The following is a 24,566-nucleotide window of genomic DNA, read 5'->3' as shown; positions in this document are numbered from 1 at the left end:
CTGAAATCGGATATCGAAATCGGCCCGGTATACCACCGGCTGCCTGAGCGGATCAGAGCCCATGCCATGATCTGCTTTATCGCTTTGGTTCTGCAGCGCGTGATGCGGATGCGCTTAAAGGCAGCAGGCTCCGAACACTCGCCCATGAGGGCACTGGAGCAGTTACGGCGTATCCAATATCACCAAGCCACCCTCGGTGGCAGCACCGTGACAGGCGTGTCCAGCATGAGCCGGGAGCAGCTGGATATCTTCAAGGCCCTTAGTATCGAAAAACCCAGCGTTGGCACCGATAACCTGATCGTGTAGTGGAGCATTTTGCAGTGCTGTCTATACGAATCAATAACTTATAACGCTAACTGTCGAAAATGGGGGATCAGGCGAAAGGTCAGGTTGATGCGCGGTTCATGGCAGCGCCGGCTGCGTGGCAGGCAATGCTGCCAGTGGTGCTGGGTAGGGCCGGCCATCAGCAGCAGCGAACCGTGCTCCAGTATTAGAGTGTGAGTCTCGCGATGGGTGTTGTGGCGCAGCCTGAAGCGACGCTCGGCACCCAGACTGACGGATGCGATCAGAGGGTTGGGGCCAAGTTCGGGCTCGTTGTCTGCATGCCAGCCCATGGCATCCTGACCATCGCGGTAGAGGTTCAGCAGTAGGGCGTTGAACGGCTGGCCACACACTGACTCCAGCCGCTGTTTCAGTGGCCGCAGAGCGGGTAGCCAATCGCTGCCGGCCAGACGCAGCCCCGAATAGGTGTAATGAATGCCGGGGTCGGACTGGAATGCCTGCAGGCGCGGAATCAGATGCTCGCGGCCAAACAGCCGGATCCGATCCTGACGCCAGTTCACCCGTTGCTGCAGCAGTTGCAGCAGAGTGTCGGCTTCCCCGCGCTCAAGGAAGCCCGGGCGATAGCGCAACTCGGCGTCCGGCAGTGACAGTTCAGTCGGTGTCACGTTGTTGCATCAGCTCACGCACGGCCTCGGCAATGGGGGGGGCGATATCGATCTGGTTGCTCAGGTGCGGGATGCAGGCGGTCGTGACCACATCGGCAACCTGAGTCAGGCGAGTATAGGCGTCGCCGGCAAAGATGCCGTGTACGCCGATGATGGTCGCTCTGGGCAGGCCGGCAGACTGCAGGTGGCTCAGGGTTTCCAGCATGGTACGACCGCTGGAAATGATATCGTCCACCAGTACCGGGGTGCATTGCTGACCCTGCTCCAGATCCGGCAGCGAGATGCTGACATCATAGTCGCCACGGCGCTCTTTCTGCAGAATCTGGAACGGTACGCCTGCAAGGCTCGCGACATGGGACACCCACTGTTCGCTTTCGCTGTCCGGGCCGATCAGCAAAGGGTCACGGATATGCTGGCCGATCCAGTGTGCAATCAGTGGGGCGGCCTGAACCACGCGGGACGGGATGGTATAGATCTCGTCCAGTGAGTGATAGCGGTGCAGGTGCGGGTCCACGGTCACGAGGTAATCGAAGGCCTCGGACAGCAGTCGCGCAAAGGGGCGGGAGCTGACACACTCGCCCGGCTTGAAGCGCTTGTCCTGTCGCATGTAGGCAAGGTAGGGGGTGATCAGGCCCACTTCGGTGGCTCCCATCTCGCGCAGCGTATCTGCCAGAAACAGCAACCGCAGCAGACGCTCGTCAGGGTGAAACAGGTTGCACAGAATGACGCAGCGGCGCCTCTTGCATTCGGTGTGTACCCGCAGGTAGCTTTCGCCGTCGGGGAAACGGCGCTGCTCCAGTACCCCTGCCTGTGCATCCAGCAGTCGAGTCAGTTGTGATGCCAGTGCCGGGTCTGAATCAGGGTTGAACAGCAGAATACTCATGCGCAGGCTTCCTCGCTTGAATCGGTCAGTTCGATCACTTCCAGATGATCGTTCAGATACTCTACCGCATAGTTGAGTTCGCCGGCATTTTCGGCGTGGATCATCATCAATACATCCTGACAGGCAACCCGGTCGCCGAGTTTGGCGCAGATCTCAACCCCCGCGGCTGGATCGGCCGGAGCCCCGGCAAGCTTGGCAATCTTGGCCAGAATGCGGTTGTCGATCCGCTCAACAATGCCGTCACGCTCTGCCACCATGGCGTAGCGGTAGGGCGCCACAGGCGGCACCTTCAGACCGCCCTGAGCGAGGCAGATGGCACGAAACTTGGCCCAGGCACTGCCGTTGTTGAGGGTTTCCTCGGCCAGAGCAACACCCTCTTCAACACTGATCCCTTTAACCATCGCCAGCATGGCCCCCGCGACCCGCGCGGCACGGTCACGCAGATCGGCTGGGGCACCGGGATGATTCTGCATCACCGCCAGCAGGTCGTGTGCTTCCAGCGCAGGGCCGATACCGCGCCCGACCGGCTGAGAGCCGTCGGTGAAAAGAATCTTCAGGGTCAGGCCCAGATTTTCGGCCACGACTCGGAAGCTTTCCCCGAGGCGCTCGGCGGCTTCCTGGCTGCGCACCTTGGCGGTTGGGCCAACCGGAATGTCGATCAGTACATGGGTTGCGCCTGCTGCAATTTTTTTCGACAGTACCGACGCAATCAACTGACCCTCGCTGTCGATATCCAGTGCTCGCTCGACCTGAATCAGCATGTCATCGGCCGGGCTCAGTCGCATGGAGCCGCCCCATGCCAGGCAGCCACCTTCGGCCCCGACCACCTGACGCATCTGCTCCAGTGTCAGGCTTACCTCGGTCAGTGTTTCCATGGTGTCGGCCGTTCCGGCCGGTGAAGTGATGGCGCGGGATGAGGTTTTGGGGACGGTCAGGCCGCAGGCGGTCAGAATCGAGACCACAATCGGGGTGGTACGATTGCCGGGCAGGCCGCCCACGCAATGCTTGTCCACCACCATGGGGAGCTTCCAGTCCACGGTACTGCCTGACTTGACCATCGCCTGAGTCAGTGAAGTGATCTCGTTATCGTTCAAGCTGTCATCGCCGCATGCGGTAATGAACGCGGCCAGATGTACATCGGCATAACGGCCATCGACGATATCGTTGATGATGCTCTGGAACTGCAGATCAGTCAGCTCATGACCATACACCTTGGCACGGACATAGGAGAGCGACTGCACCGGCTTGGGATGCGACAGCCAGATGGGGTCGTTCTGTTCCAGTCGCAGGCGCTGCCAGGCCGACTCTGAAAAGCCGACCTCCTCCTCACTGATCAGGTCGCTGGTGATGATGTTGAGTGAGGCAATCAGGTGCTGGTTCTGATGAGTGGTAACCAGTACGCGTGACAGGCTTTCAAACCCTTCCGAGCGACAGACGTGGCTCTGGGCCGGCAGGTAGAGGGTTGGCTCGTGGTGGGTATCAATTCCGAGCCGGCGAGCCTTGAGGGGCGCCATGCGCTCAGGGGTCAGCATCATCATTGCGGATCTCCGATCGGTTACAGCCTTTGGCTCAGTGTAACCCAACTGCAGCAATTGCGGATATTCGGCTTTACGCCTCGCTCCGGGTCGAGATGCTGTCGAGAGGAGGGCGCTGCTGTTAGAATGCTTGATTCGACTTTGGATCTATCAGGATTAGAGCACATCTATGGAACGCCGTTACCGTTTGGTTCTTTCCTGCCCGGACCGGGTGGGCATCGTTGCGATGGTCAGTAACTTCATCTCCAGTCATGGTGGCTCCATCGCGGATGCCAACCAGCACTCCGATCCGGTCACCGGTCGCTTCTTCATGCGGGTTGAGATCAGCGCGGCCACACTGCCGTTTACGCTTGAGCAGCTGCAGGAGGCATTCGCACCGATCGCGGCTTCTTTTCAGATGGACTGGGAGATCAACGACTCGTCCCGTCCCAAGCGTGTAGTACTAATGGCCAGTCGCGAGTCCCACTGCCTGGCGGATCTGCTCTACCGCTTCCACAGCAAGGAGCTGTTCTGCGAGATTCCCTGCGTGATCTCCAACCACGATGATCTGCGCAGCATGGTGGAGTGGCACGGCATCCCCTACCACCATGTACCGGTCGATCCGGCAGACAAGGCCCCTCACTTTGCTGAAGTAAACCGGCTGATCAATGATTACGAAGCCGATGCAGTGGTGCTGGCGCGCTATATGCAGATTCTGCCGCCAGACCTGTGCGACCGTTACCCGCACCGGATCATCAATATTCACCACAGTTTTCTGCCATCCTTTGCCGGGGCCAAGCCCTATCATCAGGCCCATGAGCGCGGGGTAAAACTGATCGGCGCAACCTGTCACTATGTCACCCAGGATCTGGATGCGGGTCCGATCATCGACCAGGACGTAACCCGTATCAGCCATCGTGACCTGCCGGAAGATATGGTGCGGCTGGGGCGTGATGTCGAAAAGACCGTGCTGGCACGAGGGCTGCGCTGGCACCTGGAAGATCGGGTGCTGGTCCATGGCAACAAGACGGTTGTGTTCTCCTGAACCGATGGTTGCCGTTCAGGGTCTGAACTAGTATTAACAACAGACAGGCTGCCGTACGCTACCTGGCAAGTCGAGATAAGGAGCCTCAACATGCTCAGATCAGTTAAAGCACAGGATTACATGGCCACTCGCCTGATCTCATTTGGTCCGGAAACCCACCTGTTCGATGCGATCCGTGCGATGCAGGAATATGGTATATCCGGCGCACCTGTAGTGGATGTTGATGGGTGTCTGCTGGGCATGCTGTCGGAACTGGATTGCCTCAAGGCAATTCTGAGCCAGACCTACCATGAAGAAGAGATGGGCAGTGGTGGTCATGTGGCTGACTACATGACCCGAAACGTTGACACGGTTGCTCATGACGCCGACCTGACCGCTGTAGCGCATCAGTTCATTACCAAGGGGCGGCGACGCCTGCCGGTGGTCAAGGCCGGCAAACTGGTTGGCCAGATCAGCCGGCGTGATGTGCTGCGTGCCGTGGAAGAATTTGCCAAGGATGGTTGAGTGAAACCGAGAGACATCAACCATGAGTGACTGGCTGCCGGAAGCGCCACTGCTGTTTTATCCCTCTTTGGCGCATCGCCTTGGCAGTGACGAGGCGTTACTGCTGTACATTTATACCGACTATGGTCGCTTGGCGGGCATGAAGGCGGATGATGGCTGCGTGGAGTGTATTCTGCCCCACAGCCGCTGGCTGCAGCTTGCCGGTTTCTGGAGCGAAGAGCGGCTGCGCACGGCCACTGAAAGCCTGGAGCGGCAGGGTTGCCTGCAGGCCAATCTTAGTCAGGGGGGCAGCGTACGGCTGCGGCTGCTGCCGCAGCAGGTAAGTGCGCCTGAGCCTGAAGTTCGTACCGAAAGTGGCCAGCCGGCCCCGCCCGCTGTACAACAGTTGCCGGTGTATGATGCACCACCACCAAGACCCGCGCGGCGCGAGACCATGATGCAGCGCAAGGGGCCTGCTCCCACCTTTGGCGGCAGCATCGGCTGGCGCCGTCACAAGGATGAGTTGCAGGCGATCTTTGAGCAGGCGGAAGAGCGCAACCAGCAGCTGCAGTCCATGTTTCTGGGCTGGGAGCCCTCTGACATGTTTCACGCCATGCTTCCGCGTCACTCGATTCCGGCGGAATTTGCCAGCGGCTGCCTGGACGAGTTTGTATTGTATTGGCTCGACAAGGATCGCAAGGAAAGCAATTGGGATCAGAAATTTCTGGCCTGGGTCAAACGCGAATGGGTCAAGAAGCAGACGCGTGATGCACGGGAACAGCGCTATGAACAGGAACGCCAGTCAGTCGTAACAGGGGGCAGTGATGAAAACACCCGCCGGGATTCTCGGGAAAAGCGCAAACGGATTACCGCAGCCATCATGGACATCAAGGACACCGACTGGTAACGACGCACGCGAGCAGGCTAAGGCCCAGCCGATCAGCGCCGAAACCAAAACACTGGTGAACATGATATTCGCCCGTTTCATGGCGATCTATGGGCACAAGTTCAAAAGCTGTTTTGAAACCGAAGATGAGCTGCGCATCGCCAAGCGCGAGTGGGCACTGAGTCTGCGCGGCTATGGCGAGTCGGAACTGGTTGCCGCCGTCAATCGCTGCAAGGAAACCCTGGCCTGGATGCCGACCATCTCGGAGTTTCTGGCCCTGCTGCGAGAGATTAGCGGTGATCATGGCCTGCCGGGCATGCGCGATGCCTATATCGAGGCCTGCATGCACGCCGAGCATCCACTTGAACATCCGTGGAGTCATCCGGCGGTGTATCATGCCGGCCGTGAGACCGGCTGGTTCAGGCTGCGCAGTGAAGAGGAGCGGCAGGTGCTGCCGGCTTTCAGCTATCAGTATGATGTGATGTGCCGGCGTGTGCGCGAGGGTGAGTCGCTGGAGCAGCCGGTACCGGTGGCGATTGAAAACAAGCAGGCCAATACGGTCGCCGACTTTATTCAGCGCTTCACGGCCGAGCATGATCTGGAACCGGAAGAGGGCGCAACACTGCTGTATTACCTGACCCTGCCTCGCGGCAGCAAAATTCGTCAGCGGATGCAGCAACAGTCACAGCAGAAGTTGGATCAGCGCGCGGCCGGTATCACCTTGCCGGATGAGGCGCACTGAATCACCCCACTTCTGCTCAATGTGTTTCGGTTGGTGTGGCAAAACTCTGACCGAACATTTCCCCGATTGCCTGACTCAAGCACTCACTGCGTTCCGGGTTGCGAAACGCGTGCAAAATCAGGGCTCTGTGTACCGGCATGAACATCAGCTCCGCCAGAATGCGGCTGAATCCGACCTGACCAGCCTTACCTTCCGCCAGCCGTTCCAGAAATACCTGCAGAACTTCAGGTGCCATCAGTGCACTGTCACAGCGGGTGGCAACCACCGTAATCACTTCCGGTTCCAGCGCATGCGGAGTCGCCAGCACATCGAGCATTAGACGCTGCTTGGCTGATTCGTCCGTAATGTTGGACAGTGCCCGGCACAGGGCGGCAACACGGTTACTGTCCGTTTCCATTAAAGATGCCTGCAGCAACTGCTCCAGTTCAGCCTGCAGGCCTGCGCCGGGTTTGATGTGTTCCAGCAGTGGGCAGAGGGCTTCCAGAACGGACGCTGGCATTGCGGGCAGACGTTGTTTGAGTGCCTGGTCGTTGTCATCCTGATCCAGACGCATAATGAAGTCGGCCAACCCCTGATAGGCGAGTGTCTGCCACGCATCAAGAGGCAGCCGGTCGCTGAACCAGGCCTGGGTACGCTCATAGTGCGGTGAGGCCGGTGACTGCATTTCGCGAGCGGCCAGGGCATGGAAGGCGGCCATGCGACTCTGGTCCGGGGTGAAAGAGTACGGATTGTCCTTCAGTGCATCTTCATCCAGCTGGCCATTTTTGCTGTTGATTACGTTCTGGATCAGGCGCTTGAGCAGGTCATCTCGGGCGGCAGGTGCTATCAACCCCTGTTCGTCCAGGGGCAAACGCAGAAACCAGACCGCATTTTCCTGTTTGCGTTTCGGATTCCAGATCAGCAGCGCCAGCCAGGCAAGGTGCTGAAACGGCGTCGGGTAGGCCAGCTGAGAGTCTTCAATGCGGCGAAACTGGTCCTGGCTTAATTTGCTGATTCGACGTCCCATATCAAATACCCGAAGGGCGGCACCGCTGGCACGCAGTAGTTCAGTGATTGAGTCGGGCAGAGCAGTTTCAGTATTGGCAGGCATGGCGCTCACACAGCTTGGCGTTGGTCGGGCAGCCATTTTACCAGCTGAGGCGCGCAAATGCAGATCAACAGGGTCTGTCCCGTTTGTGGAAACAGAGCATGTTGCACCAGCCAGCGTTTGTTAAGTCACGCTTGTGATAAAATTCCGACTTAATATGGATAAAGGCTATTCCGTACGATGATCCTCACGCTTCTGTTTGCCAGCGCGATGCTGCTGATCAGCATCCTCCTGAGCCCGCTTTCCAACCGTATCGGCATGCCGGTGCTGTTACTGTTTTTGGGTGTTGGACTGCTGGCCGGTCAGACTCAGGTGGGGCAAAACCTGTCGGCGGATGTGGAAAGCACGTTTTTTGTCGGTCACCTGGCGCTGGCGATCATTTTGCTGGATGGTGGCATGCGTACCCGTATCGAGACGTTCCGGGTCGGGCTGCGGCCTGCTTTGGCGCTGGCCACCTTCGGGGTTGTTATCACGGCTGCCGTGACCGGGCTGGCAGCCTGGTGGATTCTCGAATTGCCACTGCTGCATGCGCTGCTGATCGGCACCATCATCTCGTCAACCGATGCTGCCGCTGTATTTGCGTTGCTGCAGAATCACGGCCTGCGTCTGAATCAGCGTGTCAGTGCAACCCTTGAGATCGAGTCGGGCAGCAACGATCCGATGGCGATCTTCCTGACCATCATCCTGCTGGAATTGATCACGCGGGAGACTCCGCCGGGGGTAGCTGAAGCCGCGCTGCTGCTGGGTAAACAGCTGGCGCTGGGGGCGCTGGGTGGACTGGCCGGCGGTTGGGTCATGGCGCGGCTGTTGCCATGGCTGGACTTGCAACCAGCCTTTTATCCGCTGTTGGTGACCGCTGCCGGGCTGACGGTCTTTTCGGTGGTCTATCTGCTCGATGGCAGTGGCTTCCTTGCCATTTACCTGATGGGTATCCTGATCGGCAACCGCGGATTGCGCAAGCTGGATGACATCCTGCAGGTGCATGATGGGTTGGCCTGGCTGGCCCAGCTGAGCCTGTTCCTGATGCTGGGGTTGCTGCTGTCACCGCATGACAAACTGATCTTCGTGCCCGAAGGCATTGCGCTGGGTGCCGTGTTGATCCTGCTGGCCAGGCCCCTGTCCATCGCACTGACGCTCTGGCCGTTCGGCTTTCGTTGGCGTGAGCAACTGTTCATCGCCTGGGTGGGTCTGCGCGGGGCCGTGCCGATTGTACTGGCGCTGTTTCCGTTGATGGCGGGTCTGGATAATGCGGCGCTGTTCCCCACCATCGCCTTTATTGTGGTGATCATGTCGTTGCTGCTGCAGGGGACCACGCTGGCGCGAGCAGCACGCTGGCTGAAACTTGAACTGCCAGCCGAGCCTGAAGCGATGCGCCGCCTGAGTCTGGAGTGGTCAGTGGAACAGAACCATAGGGTCTGGGTGTTTGAGCTTGATGGTGAACACTGGACACCGGCCAGAACCCTGAAAGGGGTCAAACTGCCGGACAACATCGTGATCAGTGCGGTCCTGCGGGGCCGTGAACTCCTGCCCTGGACGTCTGAACTCAAGCTGCAGTCCGGTGATCGGCTGGCGGTGATCGGCAATGACGAAGCGGAAAAACCACTGGCGCGTCTGTTCAGTTCCGTCGAATCAATCCCGGCGTTGAAGGAACGTACCTTCTTCGGCGCCTTTGAGCTCAATGCCAATGTTGAGCTTGCGGCACTGGCACAGAATTTTGGCGTGAGCGTGCCGCAGGAACAGATGGACCAGAACCTGTCAGACTATATCCGCTTGCGGCTTCACACGGCCCCGGTTGTGGGGGACCGAGTGCCCCTGGGCGCCATTGAACTGGTAGTCAAGGCGGTTGAGGCGGGTCAGGTTACACGCGTCGGTCTGAAGTTCTGATCCTGATCGCTGACACCTCTTGGCTGACATGGTTTAATGCCCCCGCGCACTGAATGACAAAGGAGAGTAACGCGTGATCGAAGCTGTCTGGATTATCTTTGCCTTTTCGTTGGGAATGGCGGTCAAGCTGGTGGGGTTGCCGCCGCTGATCGGTTATCTGGCGGCGGGCTTTGCCATTGTGGCCGCAGGTGATATCGCGGGTATTCCCGTTGAGGGCACCGATGTACTTGAGCATCTGGCCCATCTGGGTGTTCTGCTGCTGCTGTTTACGGTGGGGTTGAAGCTCAAGGTCCGTAATCTGGTGCGCCCCGAGGTGATTGGCGGAGGCGTGCTGCACTTTGTCATCTCAATTTTGCTTTTCATGCCCGGCATACATTTTTTTATGGAGCTGGACTGGTACACCTCCCTGATGCTGGGGATTGCACTCTCCTTTTCCAGCACGGTACTGGCCGCCAAGGTACTGGAGTCCAAGCGCGAGCTGCGTGCCTTTCACGGCCGGGTGGCGATCGGTATTCTGATTGTGCAGGACTTGTTGGCATTGCTGGTACTGGCGCTGGCCAGCGGCAAAACGCCTTCCATGTGGGCGCTGGTGGTATTTGGCATACCGCTTCTGCGACCGATTCTGTACAAAGTGCTTGATGTCAGCGGACATGATGAACTGCTGGTGTTGCTGGGGTTGCTGCTGGCGCTGGTGGTGGGTGGGCATGGCTTTGAAAGTATCGGCCTCAGCTCTGAGCTGGGTGCACTGGCGTTCGGTGCGCTGCTGGCCAACCACAAGCGAGCCGGGGAATTGTCTCAGTCGCTCTGGAGCATCAAGGAAGTGTTTCTGGTGGGCTTCTTCCTGCAGATCGGTATGGGTGGTCTGCCGGACATGGATGCGATTGTGTTCGCGGTGGTGATGGGCGTGCTGTTGCCGCTGAAAGGGATTCTGTTCTTCTTCCTGCTGCTGATGTTCAAACTGCGGGCACGCAGCGCCTTCCTGTCCGGTTTGAGCCTGACCAACTACAGTGAATTCGGCCTGATCGTGGCCAGTATTGTACTGCCGCAGTGGCTGATTCCGCTGGCAATTGCGGTATCGGTTTCGTTTCTGGTATCAGCGCCGTTGTATCGTATGGCGCATCCTCTGTACGATCGTTTCGGTGACTGGCTGTCGCGTTTCGAGCGCAAGGGCTTTCATCCGGACGAGCAGCCGCTGTCGCTGGGTGATGCGCGCATACTGGTGATCGGTATGGGGCGTACCGGCACGGCCGCCTACGATCACCTTAAGAAACGCAATATTGCCATGGTGGGGCTTGATTCGGATCCGGCCAAGGTGGCCGATCATCAGCACAGCGGACGCAATGTGGTGTTTGCCGATGCCGAAGATATTCAGCTCTGGAAGAACCTTGAAGCGCCTGAGCTGGAGTATGTGATACTGGCTGCCAATGATGTGGAGGCCAAGGTGATTGCGGCACGTCAGTTGCGACAGTCCGGCTTCGAAGGCGTGATTGTGGCGCACAGCATGTTTGCCGACCACGCTGATGCCATCACGCGGGCCGGTGCTGACCATACCTATCAGACCATGGCTGAAACCGGTGTGGGTCTGGCCGAACATATTTTCAGCGTAGGTGCGCGCAAGCAGCAGGAAGTGATTTGAGCCGACAGGGATATCCGTTCGGCTCAGGAGTTTGATTCCTTGTCCCCGGGGGGGATGTCACGCCTCTGTGCGTCCCTGTCCAACTCGGAGTTTCTTCGCTCGAGCAGGCGCAGCATTTTTTCCAGCTGGGTTTCAATATTTTCCAGTCGATTTTCCAGATGTGTGATCCGGTTAAGGTTCTGGCGCTCCCGCTCGGCAATCTGGCCTTCATCCTTTTCGATGAAGAACACCGAGAAACTGGCTGTCAGGAGTGAAAACATGCAGATGCCGAGCAGAATCAGAAAGGCGCCAAATAGCCGTCCTTCGTTGGTTGTTGGTACAAGATCGCCATAGCCGACGGTTGTCATGCTCACCCAGGCCCACCAGATGCCATCCAATGGTGTTTCAAATGCAGGGTCCAGGGCCGCAATGATAAAACCGGAAATAACCAGAAAAACGAAACAGACCAGCAGAGTCGTGCCGAGGTTATGTCTGGCCAAAATCGAACGCAGGTCATGAGACACCTTGAACAATATGCCGAGCATCACCAGCAGGCGCAGGCTACGAATGGCGCCGGCGTAAAAGCTGTGGACTCCCCACAGTGCGGGCAGCCCGCCCAGAATAATAACCAGGCTCATCCAGTTGTGTCTAAGATAGCGCCAGCGGTCATCCACAACCAGCAGCATGATGCTCAACTCGGCCACGAAGCCAAGCCAGATAACCCAGTCAGTCACGCGGTGGGACAGTTCTGAGCCAAGGCCGTCAGCTCGCATGTACCAGTCCACAAGTATCCAGAGCGCAAGCAGCAACATGGGCCATTCAAGCCGCTTGCCCCAGATACGCGCGCGAGTATTCTCATGCTGACTGACGCCGCCGAAGCCGAGCCTGAGCATAAGTTTGTTATGTCGTTTGAAGGCCATTACTGCTCACATTTTGCTGTCAATGATGAACTGACAGCTGGGCGTCCAGCTGCTCGATCAGTTCAAGCAGGCGGTCTGTGTCTGCCTGTACCTGCTTGAACACCTCCTCTGCCATGGGCTGAATCTGGCTGCTTTGGGGCAGAGGGAGTTCCTGACGGATCATCTCCTGCAGCCGCGGTATCAGCAGCCACTGCAGCCACTCGGTGAAGTGCAGGGTGTCGACGCAGAAGGGTTGGGTGCTGGCCAAGGCTTCTGCAGACGGAGGGCTGGACTGCCAGAGCTCCAGCACCTCCATTTCGGTTCTGATCTTCAGCAACAGGACAGATACCTGTTCGGTGCGATGCATGCTTACTCCTTGCGTGCGGCCTTGAGGGTGTCGGCAATGAGGAATGCCAGCTCCAGCGACTGATCAGCATTGAGGCGCGGGTCGCACTGTGTATGGTAACGGTCGCCCAGCCCCTCTTCGGTGATCTGGTAGGCGCCACCTATGCATTCGGTGACATCGTTGCCGGTCATCTCGAAGTGGACGCCACCGGCGTGGGTGCCTTCGGCGTTGTGCACTTCAAAGAAGCCTTTCATCTCGGCCAGAATCGAATTTACGCTGCGGGTCTTGTAGCCGCTGGAGGCCTTGATGGTGTTGCCGTGCATCGGGTCGGAGCTCCACACTACATGGTGGCCGCTGGCCTTCACCGCACGTACCAGCGGCGGCAGCAGCTCGGTGATCTTGTCTGCACCCATGCGGGCAATCAGGGTAATGCGGCCCGGAATCTGGCTCGGGTTGAGAATATCCAGCAGGCGCAAAAGGTCATCCACCTGAGTGCTTGGCCCCACCTTGATGCCGACCGGGTTGCGCACGCCGCGCAGGAACTCCACATGAGCGTGATCCGGCTGGCGGGTACGGTCACCGATCCAGAGCATGTGCGCGGAGCAGTCATACCAGTCACCGGTCAGGCTGTCCTGGCGGGTCAGTGCTTGCTCGTACCCCAGCAGCAATGCCTCGTGCGAGGTGTACAGGCTGGTTTCCTTCAGTTGCGGGGTGTTGGCCGAGCTGATGCCACAGGCTTCGATGAACGCCAGTGTCTGGTCGATCTGATCAGCCAGGTGCTGATATTTCTCGCCCTGGGGGCTCTGCTGCACAAAGCCCTGAGTCCACTGGTGGACCTTGTGCAGGTCGGCAAAGCCACCGGTTGCGAATGCCCGCAGCAGGTTCAGTGTGGCCGAGGACTGGTGGTAGGCCGACAGCAGGCGCTGTGGGTCAGGCGTGCGCGCATCGGCCGTGAAGTCGATACCGTTGATGATGTCGCCACGGTAGCTGGGCAGTTCGATACCGTTGATGGTTTCGGTATCGGCCGAGCGCGGCTTGGCAAACTGACCGGCCATGCGGCCGATCTTCACCACTGGGCAGCTGCCGGCAAAGGTCATGACAACCGCCATCTGCAGCAGCACTTTGAAGGTGTCGCGGATTTTGTTGGCGTTGAACTCGGTGAAGCTCTCGGCGCAGTCACCGCCTTGCAGCAGGAATGCCCTGCCTTCCGATACCTGAGCCAGGTCCTGAGTCAGAGAGCGGATCTCCCCGGCAAACACCAGTGGCGGGTACTCGCTCAGCGTGCGCTCGACCTGATACAGGGCGGCCTGATCAGGGTAGGTCGGGTGCTGCTTGATCGGTTTGCTGCGCCAGCTTTCGGGTGTCCAGGGTTCCATGTTCGCTCTCACTGAAAAACAAATTAACAAGAGTCCAGATATTACCGCAAATATGTGCAATCAGCAGCCTCAGCAGCAGAACTGGCTGACTTCGAACAGGATGTGGCGGTGGATTGACGTTGGCTGACGGCACCGGTGATCTGCAGCGTCATCGCCAGTGGCAGTGGCGAGATCAGTGGTGACTTTACTTCGCAGGAGGCCGGACAGCTGGCCCTGTTGCTCAGAGCCGGGGCGTTGCCGGTGCCCCTGGAGGTGATCGAGGAGCGCTCGGTTGGTCCTGATCTGGGGCGAGAAACCATCAATATGGGCCTGACAACCGGCCTGATCGGCTTCGTACTGGTGGTTGAGTTCATGCTGGCGCTGATCGGCTATTCGGTCAATGATAAAGTGGTGGTGTTTGACCGAGTGCGTGAAAGTCTGCGTGCTACACCGGACAAGCCGTTGCTGACGCTGCTCAACGAGAGCATCGCCGCCACGCTGGCGCGCACGGTGTATACATCCATTACGACAGTGCTGACGCTGTTGCCCATGGCGCTGGCCGGGGGCAGTGCGGTGGCCAGCTCTGCCCAGCCGATGCTGTTCGGCGTGGTGATCGGCACCAGTTCATCGGTGTTCATCGCCGCACCTTTGTTGTATTGGCTGGCGCAGCGGCGGGTGCACCGTGGCGAGGTACAGCTGCGCCCGAGCGCGGACGAAATTCGGCAACAGTTGGCGCAGATGCCTTAGGGAGGCAACGATGATCGCAGTGGAATTGATGGCAGGGCTGGTGCTGCTGGTCGTGGGGGCCGAGCTGCTGGTGCGTGGTGCGGCCAGACTGGCCCTGGGGCTGGGGATACCGGCGCTGGTGGTCGGCCTGACGGTAGTGGCGTTCGGCACCAGTGCGCCGGAACTGGCGGTGAGCGTCAAGTCGGCCTGGTCCGGGCAATCCGAGCTGGCACTGGCCAATGCGGTTGGCAGCAACACCTTCAACATCCTGTTTATTCTCGGGCTGTCGGCACTGGTGGCACCGCTGGCGGTTTCGCGCACGCTGCTGCGGCGTGATCTGCCGATCATGGCACTGGTGGCGCTGGTTGCGCTGTTGATGGCCTGGAACGGCAGCATAGGTGCCGTAGAGGCAGGTTTACTGTGCCTGGGGCTCGTGGGGTATACGGTATGGCTTCTCAGGCAGGGGCTCAAGGATGGTGCCGATGCAACTGATGCGGATCTGGCTGAGTTGGTAGAAACTCCACAGCCCGCCTGGCGCAATCTGGTGCTGGTGCTGGCAGGTCTGGTGCTGCTGGTGATGGGTGCTCGCTGGCTGGTATCCAGCGCGGTGGAGCTGGCTACGGCACTGGGGCTGAGTGAAGCGATCATCGGGCTGACTATTGTGGCGGCAGGTACCTCGCTGCCCGAGGTGATGACATCGGTGATGGCAACGTTTCGAGGTCAGCGCGATATCGCCATCGGTAATGTGGTGGGCAGCAATATTTTCAATATTCTCTGTGTGATCGGTCTTTCGGGTCTGTTTGCGCCAGAAGCGCTGACCGCGGGTGCTCAGATGCGCTTGTTGGATCTGCCGGTAATGCTGGGCGTATCGTTGCTGTGTCTGCCGTTGTGTTTGAGCGGAGCGCGTCTGTGTCGGCGCGAAGGTGTGCTGTTGCTGCTGCTCTACCTCAGCTATCTCTGGTACAGCATCGCGCTGGCCACTTCTGCCGAGTATCTGCCGCAGTTGCAGTGGGGTCTGGGTGTAGGCGTTCCGTTACTGGTTGTTATGGTTGTGGTGATGATCTGGAAACTGGAGCGAGGCGGGGCGGGCAGCCCGTCCTGAGTCAGATACGAATCAGGCCGAGCGGACGCCATTGAGATTGCGGAAGGTTACATCGCGAGCGGTATTGAGGAAGTCGACCATGAAGTCGGCATCTTTCTGGTCCTCGCGCATGGCGGCATAGAGCGTGCACCAGAGTCCTTTTTCACCCAATGGGCGGGCGGCGATGTATTCGCGTTCCAGGTACTCATGCGCCGCCCAGTTGGGCAGCGCGGCCACACCACGACCGCTGGCGACCAACTGCATAATCATCACGGTCAGCTCGGCGGTACGAATCTCGGCGGGCTCCACATCGGCCGGGTCGAGAAAGCGCGAAAAAACATCCAGTCGATCCTGTTCAACCGGGTAGGTGATCAGGGTTTCCTGAGCCAGGTCCTGAGGCTGTATGTGGCGTCTTGCCACCAGTCGGTGCTGGCGTCCCATGACGAGTACGGACTCATAGCTGAACAGGGGGACGTAGTGAATCCCACTGCGCTCTTCCGGATCGGAAGTGATCACCAGATCCAGGTCACCCCGCGCCAGTGCCGGCAATGGCTGAAAGCTGAAACCGGTAGACAGATCCAGTTCCACTTCGGGCCAGTGTTGGCGGAAATGGTCAATGGTAGGCATCAGCCAGTCAAAGCAGCTGTGGCACTCGATGCAGATGTTCAACCGTCCGGTTTCACCGCCGGCCAGGCGCATGATGTCACGCTCGGCACTGCGCACCATCGGCAGCAGCTCGTCAGCCAATGTCAGCAAGCGCTGGCCTGCGCTGGTAAAGCAGATCGGTCGGGTCTTGCGGATAAACAGGGAGCAGTTGAGCCGCTCCTCCAGATCCTTGATCTGATGGGAGAGTGCAGACTGGGTCAGGTGAATCCGTTCGGCGGCCTCGACCAGACTGCCGGCGTCGCGCAGCGCGGTCAGTGTTTTAAGATGACGTATCTCGATCATGCCCGGTTCCCGTAATCAGAATCACAGCCAGTATAGTATCGAATGTGGAGGTCTGGCGAGGTAAGGGCAGCCCTGTCGGGCTGCCGGAGGATCACTTGTGGTTGACCAGCAGAAACTCGAGCAGCGCTTTCTGGGCGTGAAGGCGGTTTTCGGCTTCTTCAAATACCACTGAGCGCGGGTCATCAAGCATGTCTTCACTGACCTCTTCACCACGGTGAGCGGGCAGGCAGTGCATGAACAGGGCGTCAGGGGCAGCCAGGTCCATCAGCGCGGGGCTGACCTGGTAACCACGGAACTCGCGCACACGCTCGCGCTGTTCCGCTTCCTGCCCCATGGATGCCCAAACATCAGTTACGACAAGGTGAGCGCCTTTGACAGCCAGCTCTGGGCTTTCAAACACGCTCACCCGGTCACTGTTGCGGGTGACCAGGTCCGCGTTGGGGGCAAACTCTTCCGGGCAGGCAATGTTCAAGTGGAAATCGAACTGGCGTGCCGCGTTGATATAGGAGTTGCACATGTTGTTGCCATCGCCGACCCAAGCCACGGTTTTTCCCTTGATGGAGCCGCGCTGTTCGATGAAGGTCTGCATATCGGCCAGCAGCTGGCAAGGGTGATAGTCGTCGGTCAGGGCGTTGATAACCGGTACCCGCGAGTAACGCGCGAAGGTTTCAACCAGTTCGTGGCTGAATGTGCGGATCATCACTACATCGACCATGCTGGAGATGACGCGGGCGCTGTCTTCAACCGGTTCGCCACGGCCCAGTTGGGTATCCCGGGGTGACAGGAACATGGCGTGACCGCCGAACTGGGCCATGCCTGCCTCGAAGGAAACGCGGGTGCGGGTGGATGCCTTCTCGAAGATCATCGCCATGACCTTGTTTTTCAAAGGCTCGTAGGTTTCACCGGCATTGCGCATCTGCTTGAGGATGATGGCCCGCTGCACGATCTGTTGCAGCTCTTCCGGCGTCATGTCGAGCAGGGTCAGAAAATGTCGTGTACTCATAGGTCAGTTGTCAGTCGGCGGCCGAAGCCGCCGGCTCCTGAGGTCAGTTAAAGGGGGTCTTGCTCACTCTGCGCTGTCGCGCTCTTCACCGGTATATACCTTGATCAGCTGCGATACAGTGCTGACCAGCAGGTCAGCTTCGCTGTCACTCATGATCAGTGGGGGCAGCAGGCGCACGACCTTGCCGCCACCGGTCACATTCAGCAGTATGCCTTTTACCTTGGCCAGTACGACCAGTTCAGAGCCGGCCTCGGTCAACTCGATGCCGATCATCAGGCCCTTGTTGCGTATCTCTTTCACGTGCCGGCTGTGGCCAAGCTGTGCACGGAAGCCGTTAACGATGCGCTCACCCAGTTCAGTGGCACGGGCGCACAGATTGTCCTGTTCAATGGTGTCGACCACGGCGATGCCGGTAGCACAGGCCAGCGGGTTGCCGCCATAGGTGGTGCCGTGAGTACCGGGCGTCAGAACCTCGGCGGCGATGCCCTGTGCCAGACAAACGCCGATCGGGAAGCCGTTGCCCAGGCCTTTGGCGGTGGTCACCACATCGGGCAGGATGCCGTTCTGCTGGAAACAGAAATAGGTGCCGGTACGACCATTGCCGGTTTGAACTTCGTCCAGCATCAGCAGCCACTGGTGCTGGTCACAGATGTCGCGCAGCTGGTTCAGGTAGTCGGGGGCCGGAATGTGAATGCCGCCTTCGCCCTGCACGGGCTCAACCAGTACCGCCACTACATTGGGGTTGTTGCGGGCAACCTGACGCACCGCTTCAACATCGTCGTAGGGAACGCGCACAAAACCGCTGACCAGTGGCTCGAAGCCCTGCTGGGTGGCGCGGTTGCCGGTGGCGCTCAGAGTGGCCAGGGTACGTCCGTGGAAGGACTGATCCATCACGATGATGGCCGGATTGTCGATGCCACGGTTGTGGCCGTAACGGCGAGCCAGCTTGATGGCGGCTTCGTTGGCTTCGGCACCTGAGTTGGCAAAGAACGCGTTTTCCATACCGGAGATACGAGTCAGCTTTGCGGCCAGTTCAGTCTGCTGTGGAATGGTGTAAATATTGGAGCAGTGAATCAGCTTTGCAGCCTGTTCACTGATCGCGCGGGTAATGGCCGGATGTGCGTGGCCAAGCCCCGTGACTGCGATGCCGCAAAGGGCGTCCAGGTACTTGTTACCGTCAGTATCGTAAAGCCAGGCACCCTCGCCGTGATCGAAGGCAACTGAGAGCCGGTTGAATACATTCATCAGTGGCTGCGTGGCCATGGGGGACTCTCCCTACAACGCAAAAAGGCAGCCAGAGCTGCCGAAAAAACGACCATTCTATGAGTAGCTACCGCGTTTGGCAATTTAATCCTGCTGCCACAAGGTAACAAAATGGTCTCCAACGACTTGAAAAAGTATGGTCTTTCCTCGATAAACAGTAAACAGATTTCCGCCGGGTTGTGATGGCTAAGTTGAGTGATTTGGTGGGTTATATGATAGACTGTTGTTCACCGGCACAGTCCTACAAGTGTTAACCAAAGGTGTTTTTAAATGAGTGTAGTCGACACAATCAAAGAACAGATCGAAAACAATGCCATCCTGCTGTACATGAAAGGTACGCCGAGGTTCCCGCAGTGTGGTTTTTCTTCGCGTGCGGTTGAAGCCATCATGTCCTGTGGTGAGCGCTTTGCCTTCGTCAATATCCTCGAAAATCAGGATATCCGTGCCGAGCTGCCCAAGTATGCCAACTGGCCGACGTTCCCGCAGCTGTGGATCAATGGTGAGCTGGTGGGTGGTTGCGACATCATTTGCGAGATGGCCGAAAGCGGCGAGCTGAAAGAGCTGATCCTGGCCGCGGCCAAGGATGCAGACGCAGCAGAAGCCTGATCGCGCCGCGTTGAATCGGCAGCCCCGGTTCTGACTGGAAAGCCCGCAGTCCTCACGGAGTGCGGGCTTTTTGGTTCAGTCGCGGGTGGCCAGTACCATGTCCCAGCCGCCCATGTCTTTCCAGTTGTTTACAATTGCGCAGAACAGCTCGGCTGTCTTGATGGTGTCATACAGTGCGGAATGTGCCTGCTTGCCGTCGAAATCGATACCGGCCATGTTGCAGGCTTTTGCAAGAACGGTCTGGCCATAGGCCAGTCCTGCCAGCGAGACGGTATCGAAGGTGGAAAACGGGTGAAAGGGGTTGCGCTTGATGCCGGCCCGATCGGCTGCATTGGTAACAAAGCTGTGGTCAAACGAAGCGTTGTGACCCACAAGAACGGCTCGTTTGCACCCATGTGACTTGATCGATTTTCGGATCGGCTTGAAAATCTGCTCCAGTGCCTCCTCTTCGGGCAGGGCGTTGCGCTCCGGATCGTGTGGGTCAATTCCGGTGAAGTCCAGTGCGGACTGTTCCAGGTTGGCGCCCGGGAACGGACGCACGTTGGCGTCGTAGCTCTGATCGATCATCAGGTAGCCGTTTTCATCCATCGTAAGTGTGACGGCCGCAATTTCCAGCAGCGCATCGGTGCGCGGATTGAAGCCGGCGGTTTCAACGTCGATGACGACCGGCAGAAAACCGCGAAAACGATCTGCCATCGGATGAGGGGCTGAATTGCGTTGAGTCAACGAAAGTCCTTATTGCAACAGGTGATTGGCCGCAGGCATTCTAACAGCCTGGGAAGTGGCGTCAAAATGAGGGTTAAAGCGCCCGCGGCTGGTGCCGATAGCTGAATACTGATCTGATTGCCGGGAGAAACCGAATTGAGATACCCCTGTATGGCCCTGCTATTGCTCCTGTTGTTGCCGGGATGGGCACAGGCCGTTGTATTTCGGGCATCGATCGATCAGTCCGTGTGGGAGATGGAAACCTCGCGCTTTTTTTGTCGTCTGAGCCAGTCTGTGCCGGCGTTTGGCCAAGCTGTATTTGAGCATGAGGCCGGTGAGCCGCTGCGTTTCAGGCTTCAACCCACGCAAACATTCCAGTTAAGCGGGTCTGCCATGCTGGTGGCGCGGGCATCACCCTGGCAGCCGGGAGTGGCTCCGTTCAGTATTGCGGAAGTGGAAGTGAATCAGCAGTCAGGTGTACTGGAGCTGGGCAGCGAAGCGGCCAGTCAGATGCTGGTGGCACTGCATCGAGGCATGACTCCAACCTTTTCCAGCGAACGCTGGTATCAGAGCGACGAGCCGGTGGAGATCGGCATTTCGGCAGCCAATTTCAAATCGGCCTATGATGACTATCTGGGCTGTCTCGATACGCTGCTGCCGGTGAACTATCGTCAGGTGGCGCGCACGGCACTGCTGTTCCCCTCTGCGGCCTGGCAGCTGTCCGATGCAACGCGTGAGCGACTGGACCTCATCGCCCTCTATATCAAGACCGATGACAGCGTGCATTCGGTGTATGTCGATGGTCACTCTGACAATTACGGTCGGCGGCTGTTGAACCGAGACCTGTCCAAGCGGCGCGCCGAGGAAGTGACGCGTTATCTGGTGAATCAAGGGGTTTCGGAAGAGATGATCACCACTCGCTATCACGGTGAACGCTATCCGGTGGTCCCCAACAATACGGCAGAAAACCGGGCACGGAACCGGCGTGTGGCGATACGACTGGAGCGCGAGTAGAGGCTGTTCAGCGCTTTTGAGCTTTCTGGTATGATAGTCGCCTTTGTGCCGAGTGATTTGTTTCCGTGTGCCGGTCGTGGTGATCGGCACACTCAGTTTCTGGAGCAGCAACATGTCCGATATCAATAAGGTCGTACTGGCGTATTCGGGTGGGCTTGATACCTCCGTAATCGTGCGCTGGTTGCAGGATACCTACAACTGCGAAGTGGTGACCTTCACTGCCGATCTGGGGCAGGGGGAAGAGGTAGAGCCTGCACGTGCCAAGGCCGAAGCGCTGGGCGTGAAAGAGATCTACATTGAAGACCTGCGTGAAGAGTTTGTACGTGACTTCGTATTCCCGATGTTCCGCGCCAATGCCATTTACGAAGGCGAGTACCTGCTCGGCACGTCGATTGCGCGCCCGCTGATCGCCAAGCGTCTGATCGAAATCGCCAACGAAACCGGTGCTGATGCGATCTCCCATGGTGCTACCGGCAAGGGCAATGATCAGGTCCGTTTCGAGCTGGGGGCCTACGCCCTGAAGCCGGGTGTCAAGGTGATTGCACCCTGGCGTGAGTGGGATCTGACTTCCCGCGAAACCCTGATGGCGTACTGCGAAGAGCGTAACATCCCGGTGGACTTCAGCAAGAACAAAAAGAAGTCGCCTTACTCCATGGATGCCAATCTGCTGCATATTTCCTATGAGGGCGGCATCCTGGAAGATCCATGGGCGGAAGCCGAAGAAGACATGTGGCGCTGGAGCGTGAGCCCCGAGCAGGCACCGGATGAGCCGACCTATCTGGTACTCACCTACCGCAAGGGCGACATCGTGGCTATCGACGGTAAGGAGATGAGCCCGGCAACCGTGCTGGAATACCTGAACAAGGTGGGTGGTGCCAACGGTGTTGGCCGTCTCGACATCGTTGAAAACCGCTTTGTCGGCATGAAATCCCGTGGCTGCTATGAGACGCCGGGGGGTACCATCATGATGAAGGCGCACCGTGCCATTGAATCCATCACCCTGGACCGTGAAGCGGCTCATTTGAAGGATGAGTTGATGCCACGTTACGCCGAGATCATCTACAACGGTTTCTGGTGGTCTGAAGAACGCAAGATGATGCAGCAGATGATCGACTACAGCCAGCGCAACGTGAATGGCGAAGTGCGTATCAAGCTGTACAAGGGCAGTGTCAGCGCCGTAGGTCGCCGTTCTGATGACAGTCTTTTTGACGAAAGCATCGCAACCTTTGAGGACGATGCAGGTTCTTACGATCAAAAGGACGCGGAAGGCTTCATTAAGCTGAATGCGTTGCGCATGCGCATTGCGGCCAGCAAGGGCCGTAACCTGCTTGAAGACTGATTTCCTGTACAGAGAAATCCACAAGGGGCGATGCCGGCATATGCCGGCATCGCCCCTTTGTTTTTGCGGTGCGCTAAGACCCTGTGCCGAAAAGGGTTTTGCCTGCAGTCAGGCCCTCATGCTATTTTTCCGGTAGTCTTGGTTGCTGTAGGCCTATGGATACTCTTTTCTCAGGCAAAAAGGTGCTGATCCTCGATAAACAGCTGGAAGACCTCCGGACGTTGCGTGATCTGCTCACCGGCCTGGGGTTCGGGCAGATTGAGGTAGCCTCATCCGTCAATATGGCGCTGTCGATTCTGCGTGAGCAGAATGTCGACATATGCTTTATGGCGTATGACCTTGGCAAGGGCGAAAAAAGTGGCCTGCAGGTGATGCATGAGGCTCAGGCTGAAGGCATTCGTCACTACGGTACCGGTTTCGTGCTGGTGGCCGACCCGGAAACATCCGAGCTGCTGTTCGGTTCTCTCGAATATTCTCCCGATCTTTGCATCAACAAGCCCTATAACGGCGCTCAGTTACGCCAGGTTATTGAGAAGCTGCTGCGTTTGAAACAGTCTCTCAAGCCACTGGATGAGCTGATGGATCATGAGAAGTGGCTTGAAGCGCTGATACTCTGTGATCAGAAAATTCAGGAATTCCCGGCGCTGAAAATCTTCATGTTGCGTTTCAAGGGGATCATTCTGCTGCGGCTGGGGCGCTACCCTGAAGCGCGGACGCTGTTTGAACGCATGCTGGAAGCAAGAGACCAGCACTGGATGCGGGTGGGGGCGGGTGTTGCTGCCTACCGCGAAGGGCGTTTCAATATGGCCTACGACTGCCTCAATGCAGTGATCAACCAGCAACAGGTCAGTGTTGATGCGTTCAATTGGCTGGCGCGGCTGCATCGTCTGCGCGGAGATCTGAGCCAGTCGATGACCCTGCTGCGCAAGTCTGTGTTGTTACAGCCCTCGGTTGCGGTGCTGCAGGGAGAGCTCGGCAATGTGGCGGCTCGGTTGCAGGACTGGCGGCTGGCAACCGATTCCTTTCGTGCCGCCATCCGCTTTGGCCGCTATTCAGCCTTTCAGTTGCCGGACTATTATTTTGCGCTGGCACGCTCGCTCAGTGATCGTGTCGAAGGGCAGCAGGGAGGACAGGCTGCAGAGTCCGAGGCCGAAGCAATTCAGGTACTGGAGCAGGTCATATCCGATTTCGGTCATGATCGGGTGGCGCTGTTCAAATCCCGGCTGTTGCTGTCGGATATTTTGCGTCGAAGTGGTGATGTGCCTCGGGCCGAACAGGCAGCAAGGGCGGCGCTGGATCTGTTTCTGGCGCTGCCGCTGGACGATCAGGCGCAGTGGATTGATCAGCTCAGTGATGGGCTCGAGTTGTCAGAAGCCGCGCGCAGTGTAACCGCATTGCGTCAGGAGTTGACCCGTAAAATGGTCAATATCGATTGGGCCAGGGCCAATCTCAAGGGCATGATGCACTTTCGCAAGGCGGAGCTTGAGCAGGCCCGTGACGCCTTTGCATTTGCCCAGCAGGCGCAGCCAGACAACCCCAGTATTGGCTTGAATCTGGTTCAGACCGAGCTGGAGCTAATCAAGCGAGGGCAGTCACCGGATCTGGTTGCATCGATCCGGCGCTGTGATGATGTGCTCTATGGCATTCAGTATGCGGCGCTCAGCAACCGTCAGCAGCAGCGCCATACGGCACTGGCAGAACGGCTGGCTGCTCAGGTGCAGCTGCTGTCGCGGCAGGAGGATCAGAACAGCTGATCTTCGTCCTTGAGAAACATCTCTGCATCCATATCGTCCTTATCTGCCGCCACGTATTCATCAGGGTGGACGATGGAGCGTGCGACCTTACGGCTGAGCAGCTTGCGCTGGGCGGCCTCGGGCAGGTCGGTGAAACGTATTACCTGGCGGTCGATCAGGGTGTCAATCAAGTCTTCCAGGATACGGATAGTGGACAGATCCGAATCTTCAAGGAACTCGTTGGCCGTAAAGGCCGAGGAGTCCAATGACAGGAACTGCAGCACTTCCGGGTCGGCTGCATCGACCGAGTGGGCGTCAGGGATCTTTCGATCGGTCAGGGCGGTGATGTTGCCCGCCTCGTCTCTGAGTGCGTAGAGCATTTTAATAAACCTGATCTAAGCTGAGTACAGATTCGAGTGTAGCTCTAGAAGCCTCGACTGTAACCTATATTTGGGGTTTATA

The 24,566-nt window shown here is 58.2% G+C and carries 24 protein-coding genes and 1 pseudogene; 13 read left to right on the top strand and 12 right to left on the bottom strand.

Annotation, left to right across the window (positions count from 1 at the left end):
- A pseudogene (locus tag ABIE60_RS02945) lies at positions 1–306 on the top strand (IS1634 family transposase); the annotation flags it as partial.
- A gap of 38 nt (positions 307–344) precedes the next feature.
- Here ABIE60_RS02945 and ABIE60_RS02940 read toward each other — a convergent pair.
- Genes ABIE60_RS02940 through ABIE60_RS02930 form a run of 3 tightly spaced genes read right to left on the bottom strand, consistent with a single transcriptional unit; the run spans position 345 to position 3,365 of the window.
- Complete coding sequence (locus ABIE60_RS02940; RefSeq protein WP_354467615.1) at positions 345–947, bottom strand: alpha-ketoglutarate-dependent dioxygenase AlkB family protein; 603 nt, start codon at positions 945–947, stop codon at positions 345–347.
- Positions 934–1,830, bottom strand: a complete 897-nt coding sequence (locus ABIE60_RS02935) for a ribose-phosphate pyrophosphokinase (protein ID WP_354467613.1) — start codon at positions 1,828–1,830, stop codon at positions 934–936. The genes ABIE60_RS02940 and ABIE60_RS02935 overlap by 14 nt, the downstream gene beginning before the upstream one ends.
- Positions 1,827–3,365, bottom strand: coding sequence for a thymidine phosphorylase family protein (locus tag ABIE60_RS02930; protein WP_354467643.1), 1,539 nt, complete (start codon positions 3,363–3,365; stop codon positions 1,827–1,829). The genes ABIE60_RS02935 and ABIE60_RS02930 overlap by 4 nt, the downstream gene beginning before the upstream one ends.
- A gap of 169 nt (positions 3,366–3,534) precedes the next feature.
- On the opposite strand from ABIE60_RS02930, the gene purU reads away from it, so the two are divergent.
- The 4 genes from purU to ABIE60_RS02910 all read left to right on the top strand — a co-directional run bounded on the left by purU (position 3,535) and on the right by ABIE60_RS02910 (position 6,500).
- Positions 3,535–4,389, top strand: coding sequence for a formyltetrahydrofolate deformylase (gene purU / locus ABIE60_RS02925; RefSeq protein ID WP_354467611.1), 855 nt, complete (start codon positions 3,535–3,537; stop codon positions 4,387–4,389).
- Positions 4,390–4,479: 90 nt separating this feature from the next.
- Positions 4,480–4,893, top strand: coding sequence for a CBS domain-containing protein (locus tag ABIE60_RS02920; protein ID WP_354467610.1), 414 nt, complete (start codon positions 4,480–4,482; stop codon positions 4,891–4,893).
- Positions 4,894–4,915: 22 nt separating this feature from the next.
- Positions 4,916–5,779 carry a DnaT-like ssDNA-binding domain-containing protein gene (locus ABIE60_RS02915; RefSeq protein WP_354467609.1) on the top strand — a complete coding sequence of 288 codons (864 nt, stop codon included), beginning with the start codon at positions 4,916–4,918 and terminating at the stop codon, positions 5,777–5,779.
- Positions 5,697–6,500, top strand: coding sequence for a replication protein P (locus tag ABIE60_RS02910; RefSeq protein WP_354467608.1), 804 nt, complete (start codon positions 5,697–5,699; stop codon positions 6,498–6,500). The genes ABIE60_RS02915 and ABIE60_RS02910 overlap by 83 nt, the downstream gene beginning before the upstream one ends.
- Before the next feature lie 16 nt (positions 6,501–6,516).
- On the opposite strand, the gene ABIE60_RS02905 is transcribed toward ABIE60_RS02910, so the two are convergent.
- Positions 6,517–7,590, bottom strand: a complete 1,074-nt coding sequence (locus ABIE60_RS02905) for a DUF3549 family protein (protein ID WP_354467606.1) — start codon at positions 7,588–7,590, stop codon at positions 6,517–6,519.
- 177 nt (positions 7,591–7,767) lie between these two features.
- Between ABIE60_RS02905 and ABIE60_RS02900 the strand changes: the two genes are divergently transcribed.
- Both ABIE60_RS02900 and ABIE60_RS02895 read left to right on the top strand, forming a co-directional pair.
- Positions 7,768–9,471 carry a potassium/proton antiporter gene (locus ABIE60_RS02900; RefSeq protein ID WP_354467605.1) on the top strand — a complete coding sequence of 568 codons (1,704 nt, stop codon included), beginning with the start codon at positions 7,768–7,770 and terminating at the stop codon, positions 9,469–9,471.
- Between the two features lie 73 nt (positions 9,472–9,544).
- Positions 9,545–11,107, top strand: a complete 1,563-nt coding sequence (locus ABIE60_RS02895; protein ID WP_354467603.1) for a cation:proton antiporter domain-containing protein — start codon at positions 9,545–9,547, stop codon at positions 11,105–11,107.
- Between the two features lie 23 nt (positions 11,108–11,130).
- On the opposite strand, the gene ABIE60_RS02890 is transcribed toward ABIE60_RS02895, so the two are convergent.
- The 3 genes from ABIE60_RS02890 to ABIE60_RS02880 are packed head-to-tail and all read right to left on the bottom strand — an operon-like array spanning position 11,131 to position 13,707.
- Complete coding sequence (locus tag ABIE60_RS02890; RefSeq protein WP_354467601.1) at positions 11,131–12,006, bottom strand: potassium channel family protein; 876 nt, start codon at positions 12,004–12,006, stop codon at positions 11,131–11,133.
- A 19-nt stretch (positions 12,007–12,025) separates the two neighbouring features.
- Entirely contained in the window at positions 12,026–12,352 is a 327-nt protein-coding gene (locus tag ABIE60_RS02885) for a YqcC family protein (RefSeq protein WP_354467600.1), read from the bottom strand.
- 2 nt (positions 12,353–12,354) lie between these two features.
- Positions 12,355–13,707: a class II 3-deoxy-7-phosphoheptulonate synthase gene (locus ABIE60_RS02880; RefSeq protein WP_354467598.1), complete on the bottom strand. Its 1,353-nt coding sequence runs from the start codon at positions 13,705–13,707 to the stop codon at positions 12,355–12,357.
- Positions 13,708–13,842: 135 nt separating this feature from the next.
- Here ABIE60_RS02880 and ABIE60_RS02875 point away from each other — a divergent pair, with 135 nt between their 5' ends.
- Positions 13,843–14,433, top strand: a complete 591-nt coding sequence (locus ABIE60_RS02875) for a SecDF P1 head subdomain-containing protein (protein WP_354467597.1) — start codon at positions 13,843–13,845, stop codon at positions 14,431–14,433.
- A 10-nt stretch (positions 14,434–14,443) separates the two neighbouring features.
- On the top strand, positions 14,444–15,514 hold the full coding sequence (locus ABIE60_RS02870) for a calcium/sodium antiporter (protein WP_354467594.1): 1,071 nt from the start codon (positions 14,444–14,446) through the stop codon (positions 15,512–15,514).
- Between the two features lie 12 nt (positions 15,515–15,526).
- Here ABIE60_RS02870 and ABIE60_RS02865 read toward each other — a convergent pair whose 3' ends face one another.
- From ABIE60_RS02865 to ABIE60_RS02855, 3 genes are all read right to left on the bottom strand, one after another.
- Positions 15,527–16,441 carry a LysR family transcriptional regulator gene (locus ABIE60_RS02865; protein WP_354467592.1) on the bottom strand — a complete coding sequence of 305 codons (915 nt, stop codon included), beginning with the start codon at positions 16,439–16,441 and terminating at the stop codon, positions 15,527–15,529.
- A gap of 91 nt (positions 16,442–16,532) precedes the next feature.
- Positions 16,533–17,444, bottom strand: coding sequence for an ornithine carbamoyltransferase (gene argF, locus ABIE60_RS02860; protein WP_354467591.1), 912 nt, complete (start codon positions 17,442–17,444; stop codon positions 16,533–16,535).
- Between the two features lie 63 nt (positions 17,445–17,507).
- Entirely contained in the window at positions 17,508–18,707 is a 1,200-nt protein-coding gene (locus tag ABIE60_RS02855; protein ID WP_354467590.1) for an aspartate aminotransferase family protein, read from the bottom strand.
- Positions 18,708–18,977: 270 nt separating this feature from the next.
- Between ABIE60_RS02855 and grxD the strand changes: the two genes are divergently transcribed.
- A complete protein-coding gene (gene grxD, locus ABIE60_RS02850; protein WP_354467588.1) occupies positions 18,978–19,313 on the top strand; it encodes a Grx4 family monothiol glutaredoxin in 336 nt (111 codons plus the stop codon).
- A 75-nt stretch (positions 19,314–19,388) separates the two neighbouring features.
- Here grxD and rnt read toward each other — a convergent pair whose 3' ends face one another.
- Positions 19,389–20,009 carry a ribonuclease T gene (rnt, locus tag ABIE60_RS02845; RefSeq protein WP_354467641.1) on the bottom strand — a complete coding sequence of 207 codons (621 nt, stop codon included), beginning with the start codon at positions 20,007–20,009 and terminating at the stop codon, positions 19,389–19,391.
- A 180-nt stretch (positions 20,010–20,189) separates the two neighbouring features.
- Here rnt and ABIE60_RS02840 point away from each other — a divergent pair, with 180 nt between their 5' ends.
- The 3 genes from ABIE60_RS02840 (at position 20,190) to ABIE60_RS02830 (ending at position 24,125) form a co-directional block, all read left to right on the top strand.
- Positions 20,190–21,032, top strand: coding sequence for a flagellar protein MotY (locus ABIE60_RS02840; protein WP_354467586.1), 843 nt, complete (start codon positions 20,190–20,192; stop codon positions 21,030–21,032).
- A 112-nt stretch (positions 21,033–21,144) separates the two neighbouring features.
- Complete coding sequence (locus ABIE60_RS02835) at positions 21,145–22,371, top strand: argininosuccinate synthase (RefSeq protein WP_354467585.1); 1,227 nt, start codon at positions 21,145–21,147, stop codon at positions 22,369–22,371.
- A gap of 155 nt (positions 22,372–22,526) precedes the next feature.
- The gene (locus tag ABIE60_RS02830) at positions 22,527–24,125 is read left to right on the top strand and encodes a hypothetical protein (RefSeq protein ID WP_354467584.1); all 1,599 of its coding nucleotides are present in this window, start codon (positions 22,527–22,529) and stop codon (positions 24,123–24,125) included.
- Here ABIE60_RS02830 and ABIE60_RS02825 read toward each other — a convergent pair.
- The gene (locus ABIE60_RS02825; protein ID WP_354467582.1) at positions 24,113–24,484 is read right to left on the bottom strand and encodes a hypothetical protein; all 372 of its coding nucleotides are present in this window, start codon (positions 24,482–24,484) and stop codon (positions 24,113–24,115) included. The genes ABIE60_RS02830 and ABIE60_RS02825 overlap by 13 nt on opposite strands.
- Between the last annotated feature and the right edge of the window lie 82 nt (positions 24,485–24,566).

This window comes from Marinobacterium sp. MBR-109, from assembly GCF_040547565.1.
GTDB lineage: Bacteria > Pseudomonadota > Gammaproteobacteria > Pseudomonadales > Balneatricaceae > Marinobacterium.
The sequence above is the reverse complement of the archived record's forward strand: the minus strand, read 5'-3'. Positions and strand labels throughout refer to the sequence as shown.